Genomic DNA, 6,820 nt, shown 5'->3' on the forward strand with positions numbered 1-6,820 from the left:
CGGTGCGGTGTTTCTTTCCGTGATCACTACTTTTCAGCACTTCACAACACTTCTCTAGGGGAAAACCGTGGAAAGAAATGCACTTCTTCGCGTATCCTCAAGAAATGACGCCTGGAAGCTGGAACCGCGAAGTCGCCCTACCGCCGTCGTCCGCCGCCTCCCCGGAACTGGACGTCATCAGCCTGGGCCGCCGCGTGCGGCATCTGCGCAAGCAGGCCGGGTACACACTCGATGACCTGGGCGCCGCCGTCGGGACCGCCCCCAGCCAGTTGAGCCTGATCGAAAACGGCAAACGGGAGCCCAAGCTTTCCCTGCTGCAGGGGCTGGCCGCCGCGCTCAATGTGAGCATCGACCAGCTGCTGGGCGCCGAGCCGCCGAGCCGGCGGGCGGCCTTGGAAATTGAGCTGGAACGCTACCAGCGAGGGCCCCTGTACGAGTCCCTTAATCTGCCCAAAATCCGCATCAGCTCGCGGCTTCCGGTTGATGTGTTGGAGGCGCAGGTGGGGCTGCTGCACGAGCTCGAACGCAAGCTCAACGAGCAGGTGGCGACGCCGGAGGAAGCCCGCCGCGCGAACGGTGAGCTGCGTGCCATGATGCGTGAGCGCGGCAACTACTTCCCGGAGTATGAGGCCGAAGCCCAGAAGGTCCTTGGACTGGTGGGTTACACGGCCGGGCCGCTGAGCCAGCACGTCATCGCCGACATCGCCGAGAAGCTCGGATTCACCCTCCATCACGTGAGCGACCTGCCGCATTCCACCCGTTCAGTGACGGATTTGAAGAATCACAGAATTTACCTGACGCAGAGCCAGCGGCAGGACCACGACCCCCGCTCGGTGCTGTTGCAGGCGCTGGGGCACTACGTCCTGGGGCACGAGACGCCGAAAAACTACGGCGACTTCCTCGGCCAGCGGGTGGCCACGAACTACTTCGCCGCCGCGCTCCTGCTGCCCGAGCAGGCCACCGTGGACTTCCTGCAGAAGGCCAAGGCCGCCAAGGAAATCGCCGTGGAGGACATCCGTGACGCCTTTGCCGTGTCCTACGAGACCGCCGCGCACCGCTTCACCAACCTGGCCACGAAGCACCTGGGCATCACCACCCACTTCCAGAAGACCCACAAGAGCGGCATCATCTACAAGGCCTACGAGAACGACGGCGTGACCTTCCCGATGGACCACACCGGCGCCATCGAGGGCCAGCCGTCGTGCAAGGCCTGGACCTCGCGGGCGGTGTTTGATGTGCCGGACAAGTTCAGCGCGTACAGCCAGTACACGGATACTCCGTCCGGCACGTATTGGTGCACGGCCCGGACGGAGGGATCGGCCAGCGGCGAGTTCTCCCTGAGCATCGGGGTGCCGTACCAGCACGTGAAATGGTTCCGCGGCCGGGAAACCACGGCGCGCGAAAAGTCCACATGCCCCGACCCGAACTGCTGCAAGCGGCCCCCGGCAGCACTGGCCTCCGAATGGGCCGGAAACGCCTGGCCGGCGGCTCGCGCCAACACCCACCTGCTGGCCGCGATGCCGCCAGGCGCGTTCCCCGGCGTGGACGAGACCGAGGTTTACAGCTTCCTGGCTGCGCACTCGGGGAGCTGACCCGCAGGACGCTCTCTCACCAACGCGGGTTTTTCCCAGGATGCTCTCTCACTTTCTTGGGGAAAGTGAGAGAGCATCGGGGAATTTGCTGCAACAACTGATAGAGCGTCTCCTTACCCGTGGAGCTCCCGGTACGCCGCTACGGCGCCGGGGTGCAGGGGCAAACCGGCAGTGTTGATCAAGGATTCGGGGCTCAGGAACTGCACGCTGAGGCTGGAGCGCGGGATGAGCTCCTCGGCGTGCCCCACCAGCAGTTCGACGGTCCGCTTGACGGTTTGGTCGTCAAGATCGCTCCGGCACAGCAGCAGGTTCGCTACGCCCACGGTCCAAACAGCCGGAATGCCCGCGTAGGCGCCCGCCGGGATCAGCACCCGGTCGTAGAAGACGCCGTATTTCGCCCGCAGTGCCGGCAGCAGCGGCGACAGATCCAGGAAACCCAGCCCGACGTCGTCGTTCGCGGCGGCAATGGCCGCGGTAGGCACGCCGCCTGACCAGAACAACGCGTCCACCGTTCCGTCCCGGAGTGCCGCGAGGCCCTCATTGAGACCGAGGCTCAGCACCGTGACGCCGCCGGCGGTGCCCGCAGTGGTGCTCAGCCCGGCAGCCGCGAGCAGCCGCGGAGTGGTCAGCGACGTCCCTGAGCCGGGCTCGCCGACAGCCACGGTCCGGCCGGCAAGCCCGCTAATGTCCCGGATTTCGCTGTTGTGCCGGATGACGCAGTGGACGTAGTTCTCGTATACCTTTCCGACGGCGGAGAGTCCGACGGCGGGCGGCTCACCCGCCGCTGTGCTTCGGGCAGCCGAATCCGCGAGCGCGACGGCGAACGTGGCTTTGCCGGTCAGCAGAAGTTCGAGGTTGTCCAGGCTGCCGCCGGTAGTCAGCGCCGTGGCTTGGCCGGCAACACCGTGACGCTGGAGGGACGCCGCCAGCAGTTCGGCGAACTCGAGGTAGAAGCCTCCAGGCTCGCCCCCGGCCACGGTCACGGTGCCCGGGCGGTCCGTCGGCGTGCACGCACCCAGGCCCGGCAGCAGCAGCCCGGACAACCCGGCCGCGAGTCCGGCTTTGAGGACGGTCCGCCGCGGGGGATCAGGGGGGAGCGTGGAACGCTGGGGACTCGTGGGCAGGGCCCGTGCTCCGGTCAGGCGCCCCCCGAACATGTCAGCCACGCGGAGCCGCCTGCTCCGGCCCGGCCTGCTCCAGCCCGGCAAAAAGCCCTGGCACGTCTGCGGCGCGAGGAAACTCGAGGCGCGCGATCAGGCCATGCGGTGAGGCCCCGGCAAGCACCAGCCGGCCACCGTTGGCCGCTGCCAGCTTGTCCACGATGGTCATGCCCAGCCCGGTGCCGCGGATGCTCCGGTGCGACGGGGACCGCCAGAAGCGGCTGGTGGCCGCTGCCCGTTCGTCGGCGGAAAGCCCGGGGCCGTCGTCGGACACTTCGATGGCCACCGTGCCTTGGCGCTCGCAGGCAGCGACCGAGATGTGGGCGCCGGGAGCGTACTTGATGGCGTTGTTCAGAAGTTCGCCGACCATCTGGGCCAGCTCTGCGGCGCTGCACGCGATGTGCACGGTGGGGGCCGGCGGATCTGCCAGCAGGATGGATGCTCCGCCGCGCTGGGCGGCGGGTCCCGCCCGTTCGGCCTCTTCCTGCAGGACCGGGTACGGATCAAGCGGCGCCTGTGCCGCGGGCGACGGGGTTCCCAGCGGGCCCCGGGCAGAGTCCTCAGAGGCCCGGTGCTCGGCGGACGCCAGCCGCAAAACGCCGTCCAGGATCTCCTCCACGCGTTCGAGCTCGGCCAGCACCCCTGCGGCGGCGTCGTGCTCCCGTGCGGTCTTCAGCTCCAGCTGCAGCAAATCGATCCTGAGCCGCAGCGCCCCCACGGGATTGCGCAGTTCGTGAGACGTGTCAGCTATCAGTTGCCGCTGGGAGTCGAGGCTGTGGCTGACGGTCTGCGCCATGGTGGTGAATGAACGGCTCAGTTGTCGAAGTTCCGGCGGCCCGGCCTCGGGAAGCTGGCCGGTCCGGCCTGTTGCCTCAAGCTCCGTGACGGCGGCGTTCAGCCGATGTACGGGGCGCAGCACCCACTCGGTTACGCGGGCCGCACCAAGCAGGAGCACCGCGGCCAGGACCGCCGCCGCCAAAGCCACGATCAGCCACCGTTCGCGCAGTTTCTGCCGGGCCGTGTCCAGATTCACCTCGAGGACGGACTCGCCCAGGACCTGGCTCGCGCTGCCGAAGGAGCGGGAGATCACCTCGGAGGAAGGCCCGAACGGCTGCACCGGGCTGAGCGTGGTGTCGCTGAGGTTCAGGTTCGCCCTGGCCACGGCGTCCCGGACGTCGGGCCGGTCCTCGCTCAGGCCGCCGGAGCGCAGGGTTCCCTGCTGGAGGCGGATCAGGACTCCTTCGCCGTAGAGTTCGGAATACCGGTCCATCTCCGTCTGCAGTTGAGCGGTTTCGCCGGCGGAAGCTGCGTCGAACGCCACCTGTGCCAGGCGGTTGAGCGACGCGGCCCGGTTGATCTGGAGTTCCTGCGTCAGTTCCCGGCCGGCCGAGGTCAGGATCACGTTGGACGTGATGATGACGATAAGTACCGCCAGGACACTCAGGATGCCCAGGACGCGCAGTTTCACGCCGGGTCCGCCTCGACCCGGTAGCCGACGCCGCGGACGTTGATGATGAAGCCCGGCAACTGGAGCTTCGCCCGCAGCCCCGTCAGGTGCACGTCAAGTGACCGGGACGAAGCCACGAAGGCGTCGCCCCACAGCGCGTCCAGGATCTGTTCGCGGGTGACCACCGAACCCGAGTGGCTGGCCAGCAGCGCCAGCAGGTCAAACTCGGTGGCCGTCAGCGGGAGCACCTGGGAACGGAGGGCCGCCACGCGCCGCTCGAGGTCGATCTCAAGATCACCCAGCACCACACTCTGCTGCCGCGTACTGCTATACCTGCCGGCCCGCCGCGTGACGGCTTCGATCCGGGCAAGAAGTTCCACGAGCTTCACAGGCTTGACGAGGTAGTCGTCCGCTCCGGACCGCAGGCCGAGCACCACGCTGCGTTCGTCGTCGCGCGCGGTGAGAATCAGGATGGGCACCGGCGTGACCTGGCGCAGTTTCCGCAGTAACTCCAGGCCATCCATATCGGGAAGGCCCAGGTCCAGCAGGATCACTTCGAACTTCCGGTGGACCAGCAGGGCGTCTGCTCCGCGGGCAACCCGCGTGGGGTTGTGCCCCGCGGTCGCGACGGCGGCGGCGAGGGCGGACGCCATGGCGTCGTCGTCCTCGACGATGAGCAACTCCATGGCCTGGTTCCCTTATTCGCTGAGCGGGCAACGCAAACTGCCCGCTTTGGAGATTACCCCGTCTCCCGCCGAAACCTAAGGAAGTGTTAGGAAATGCCCTCCCACGTTGGATGTGCCTTGCATCACGCATAACTTGGATGAGGCCCTCGGCGTTTGAGGGGGGCCCGTCAACGTCGAGGAGGAACCATGGGCAACGTAGCCATGGACAGCAACACAGTAAGAACAGCGCCGCAGCCCGGGAAGGTTCAGCGATGAGCGCCCAGCACGCGGTCCAGAGCGAGGCAGCACAGACCCGCCGGGCCGTGAGCAACATCCTGAAGGGTTCAGCGGGCAACCTCGTGGAGTGGTACGACCTCTACGTTTACACAGTCTTCGCGGCGTACTTCCAGTCGCACTTCTTCAATTCCCAAGACGACCTGCAGGCCGGGCTTGAGGCGATGGCCGTCTTCTCGACGTCGTTCCTGATGCGCCCTGTGGGCGCCTGGTTCTTCGGCCGTTATGCCGACCGAAGGGGCCGCAAGGCGGCCCTGACGCTTAGCGTGACGATCATGTCCGCGGGTTCCTTCGCTATCGCCATCCTGCCGACGACTCAGCAGATAGGCGTCTGGGCGCTGATTCTGCTGATCCTTGTACGGCTGGTCCAGGGCTTCTCCGTGGGCGGCGAATACGGGACCAGCGCCACCTACATGTCCGAGGCCGCCACGTCCAAACGCCGCGGCTTCTTCTCCAGCTTCCAGTACGTGACTCTGATCGGCGGCCAGATGCTGGCCCTGCTGGTTCTGGTCATCCTGCAGAATGTCATGCCCAAGGGCGATCTGACCGAGTGGGGCTGGCGCATCCCGTTCGCGATCGGCGGCGTCGCCGCGCTCGTGGTCCTGTGGCTGCGGCGTTCCATGGAGGAAACCGTCTCCGCCGAGCAGGTCGAGGCCGCCAAGAGGCCCGTCGCGGACGGCGAAGCCCAACCCGGCACCATGAAGTTGCTGTTTACCCAGCACTGGAAGCCGCTGCTGATCTGCATCGGCGTCACCCTCGGCGGCACCGTGGCGTTCTACACGTACACCAACTTCATCCTGAAGTTCATGAACGATACCTCCGGGATCGCCAAGACCGACACCTCCGTGATCAACTTCTGGGCGCTGTTCATCTTCATGCTGCTCCAGCCGGTCTACGGGATCATTTCGGACAAGGTCGGGCGCCGGCCGCTGCTGCTTTGGTTCGGCATCACGGGTGTGTTGTTCACCTGGCCGCTGCTCTCCACGCTCTCCAACACCAAGGACCCGTTCACGGCATTCCTGCTGATGCTGGGCGGCCTGCTGATCGTCGGCGGCTACACCTCGATCAACGCCCTCGTGAAGGCCGAGCTGTTCCCGGCCTCCATCCGCGCCCTCGGCGTCGGCCTGGGATACGCGATCGCCAACTCGCTCTTCGGCGGCACCGTCCCGCTGCTTGGTGCGGCGTTCCAGAAGGCCGAGCGAGTGGATCTGTTCTTCACCTACGTCACGGTTGCCATCGCTCTTTCGCTGCTGGTCTACATCTTCGCCCTGAAGAACAAGAAGACCACCCACCTGGACCGCGAACAGGGCGACGCCTGGAACCGCCCGGCCAAGGACGACGACAAGGACAAGGACCTCATCAACGCCTAGCGCTGTGGGCAGCTCCGGGGGACGTACGACGGCGCGTGGCCACCCGCCGTCGTACGCCCACCGCGCCGCCCCCGCACCCCGGACGCTCTCCCAGATAATGCGGCAAATCCCGGGACGCTCTCTCACTTTCTTGAGGAAAGTGAGAGAGCGTCCCGGGTTTTCTTGCGGTAAGTGAGTTTCTCAGGGGCGCTTCGCTCCGCCGTGGGGGCCGAAAATGTACTGCTGTGGGGAACCTTTGCGGTGTCTGGGCTGCCGGAGCAGACTGAAGAGTGTGTTCCGGTCGACCCCGGTC

Annotated in this window: 5 protein-coding genes; 2 read left to right on the top strand and 3 right to left on the bottom strand. The window is 66.4% G+C overall.

The features are described 5' to 3' along the window. Positions 1 to 77: 77 nt before the first annotated feature. The gene (locus NFC73_RS14925) at positions 78 to 1,592 is read left to right on the top strand and encodes a helix-turn-helix domain-containing protein (protein ID WP_254751409.1); all 1,515 of its coding nucleotides are present in this window, start codon (positions 78 to 80) and stop codon (positions 1,590 to 1,592) included. A 113-nt stretch (positions 1,593 to 1,705) separates the two neighbouring features. On the opposite strand, the gene NFC73_RS14930 is transcribed toward NFC73_RS14925, so the two are convergent. From NFC73_RS14930 to NFC73_RS14940, 3 genes are read right to left on the bottom strand one after another with little or no spacing between them, the layout of a single operon-like run. After that, positions 1,706 to 2,749, bottom strand: a complete 1,044-nt coding sequence (locus tag NFC73_RS14930; protein ID WP_256548978.1) for a TAXI family TRAP transporter solute-binding subunit — start codon at positions 2,747 to 2,749, stop codon at positions 1,706 to 1,708. Between the two features lies 1 nt (position 2,750). Next, positions 2,751 to 4,220: a sensor histidine kinase gene (locus tag NFC73_RS14935; protein WP_254751413.1), complete on the bottom strand. Its 1,470-nt coding sequence runs from the start codon at positions 4,218 to 4,220 to the stop codon at positions 2,751 to 2,753. Further along, positions 4,217 to 4,885, bottom strand: a complete 669-nt coding sequence (locus tag NFC73_RS14940) for a response regulator transcription factor (protein WP_254751415.1) — start codon at positions 4,883 to 4,885, stop codon at positions 4,217 to 4,219. The genes NFC73_RS14935 and NFC73_RS14940 overlap by 4 nt, the downstream gene beginning before the upstream one ends. A gap of 251 nt (positions 4,886 to 5,136) precedes the next feature. Here NFC73_RS14940 and NFC73_RS14945 point away from each other — a divergent pair, with 251 nt between their 5' ends. After that, the gene (locus NFC73_RS14945) at positions 5,137 to 6,528 is read left to right on the top strand and encodes an MFS transporter (RefSeq protein ID WP_254751417.1); all 1,392 of its coding nucleotides are present in this window, start codon (positions 5,137 to 5,139) and stop codon (positions 6,526 to 6,528) included. Positions 6,529 to 6,820: the final 292 nt, after the last annotated feature.

The sequence above is a fragment of the Pseudarthrobacter humi genome (genome assembly GCF_024294965.1).
Lineage (GTDB): Bacteria > Actinomycetota > Actinomycetes > Actinomycetales > Micrococcaceae > Arthrobacter > Arthrobacter humi.

Coding starts and splice junctions, on each gene's coding strand:
- NFC73_RS14930 (WP_256548978.1), bottom strand. CDS start 2,749: ATGTTCGGGGGGCGCCTGACCGGAGCACGGGCCCTGCCCACGAGTCCC.
- NFC73_RS14925 (WP_254751409.1), top strand. CDS start 78: ATGCACTTCTTCGCGTATCCTCAAGAAATGACGCCTGGAAGCTGGAAC.
- NFC73_RS14940 (WP_254751415.1), bottom strand. CDS start 4,885: ATGGAGTTGCTCATCGTCGAGGACGACGACGCCATGGCGTCCGCCCTC.
- NFC73_RS14945 (WP_254751417.1), top strand. CDS start 5,137: ATGAGCGCCCAGCACGCGGTCCAGAGCGAGGCAGCACAGACCCGCCGG.